Genomic DNA, 1730 nt, shown 5'->3' with positions numbered 1-1730 from the left:
GTATATAATTTTTCTTTGGTGACAACCATAATAATCTCTAGAAAAAACTTAATTGAATCTCCTTAAGGGGGGTAGGGTTGATTCATGAATCAACCCTACCATGAATCAACCCTACTATGAATCAACCCTACTATGAATCAACCCTACTATGAATCAACCCTACTATGAATCAACCCTAGGGTTAGGGGGAAACTGACAATTTTTAACACCTAGCTTTTTACTCAAGATTCGATATCCTCAACTTTTTTGGGAACCGTTGCAGTTAAAACCTCATTTCCTGTGGCAGTAACTAACACATCATCTTCGATACGGATACCGATACCCCGCCATTTTTCTGGCACTTCCGGCTGTCCTTCAGCAGGTTTAATATCGGGGGAGATATAAATCCCCGGTTCCACGGTTAAAACATGACCAGGCTGCAAAGTTTGCCAAGTTTCTTCGTTAACTTTATAACCTCCCGCATCATGGACATCTAATCCTAACCAATGGCCAGTTCTGTGCATATAAAAAGGCTTATATTTTTCCTCTTTAATTATCTCATCAATGTCGCCGACCAATAGCCCTAAATCCACTAATCCCTCCACAATTGTCCTCACGGCTGTGTCATGAAAAAGATTATAAGGATTACCAGTTTTCACCACTTCAATCGCCTTTAGTTGAGCTTCCAGAACAATTTCATAGATAATTTTTTGTTCGGGGGTAAATTTACCATTAACGGGAAAAGTGCGGGTAATATCACCGTTATAGTAATTGTAGGCACAACCGGCATCAATTAATAAAAGCTCATTTTCTTGTACTTGGCGATCATTGTTGATATAGTGCAGAATACAGGCATTAGCACCACTAGCAACAATAGAAGGATAAGCAGGACCCATACCCCCTTCTAGGCGAAAAGTATGCTCAATTTCCGCTTGAATTTGATACTCGTAGTGACCAACTTTGGTGAATTCTCTGGCCCGATTATGTGCCTGGGCCGAAATAGCGGTGGCTTTGCGAATATTGTCCAATTCGGCTGCGGTTTTCAGCAAGCGCAAAGGATGGAGAATAAAATTAGTATCCTCTAAAGCAGTCGGTCCAGTGCCGCGACGGGGAAAAGTGGCGATTAATTTTTGCCAGTGATTAAGAACGTTTGTATTAAAAGTTTTGTCCCGTCCGAGATGATAATAAATTCTTTCGGCTTTTTCGAGATATTGGGGTAATTTTTCCTCCAATTCTTGGATAGAATAGGCCTCATCAGCACCAAAAATCTCCTTTGCTCCTTCCACACCGTGGAGATAGCCGGTCCAGGTTTCTTTTTCCGGGTCTTTTGGCTGTACGAACAGGATAAACTGATGTTCGGGGTGATGGGGTGCTAAAATCGCCACCGCATCGGGTTCATTAAATCCTGTCAGGTAAAAAAAGTCACTATCCTGACGATAGGTGTATTCTACGTCATTGTGCATGACCGCCATGGGCGCACTGCGAAAAATTGCGGTTCCATGGCCGATTTTTTCCATTACCTGCTGACGACGCTGCTGAAACTCTCTGCGATCGATGCCCATAGATATTCCTAAAAATGTCACAATAAGTCCTATAGTCTATCTAAATGAAGCAAGAGGACTCCCGTTAAATTTCTCCTTAATTAAAAATATACCAGAAATTAACGTAACGATGAATTGCGACCAGAATCTAAACTAACGCGACAGCGTTTACTTATTGGGAAAGGCTTGATTCTCAAGGTATGTATAAGC

1 protein-coding gene is annotated in these 1730 nt (G+C 41.6%); it reads right to left on the bottom strand.

Annotated features, from left to right (window positions below; translation table 11 throughout):
- Positions 1-221: 221 nt before the first annotated feature.
- Positions 222-1541 carry an aminopeptidase P N-terminal domain-containing protein gene (locus PX482_RS25600; protein ID WP_002762536.1) on the bottom strand — a complete coding sequence of 440 codons (1320 nt, stop codon included), beginning with the start codon at positions 1539-1541 and terminating at the stop codon, positions 222-224.
- Positions 1542-1730: the final 189 nt, after the last annotated feature.

This window comes from Microcystis sp. M53602_WE12, from assembly GCF_030065455.1.
Taxonomy (GTDB): Bacteria; Cyanobacteriota; Cyanobacteriia; order Cyanobacteriales; family Microcystaceae; genus Microcystis; species Microcystis aeruginosa.
This window is presented reverse-complemented; position numbering and strand designations above follow the sequence as displayed.

Coding starts and splice junctions, on each gene's coding strand:
- PX482_RS25600 (WP_002762536.1), bottom strand. CDS start 1,541: ATGGGCATCGATCGCAGAGAGTTTCAGCAGCGTCGTCAGCAGGTAATG.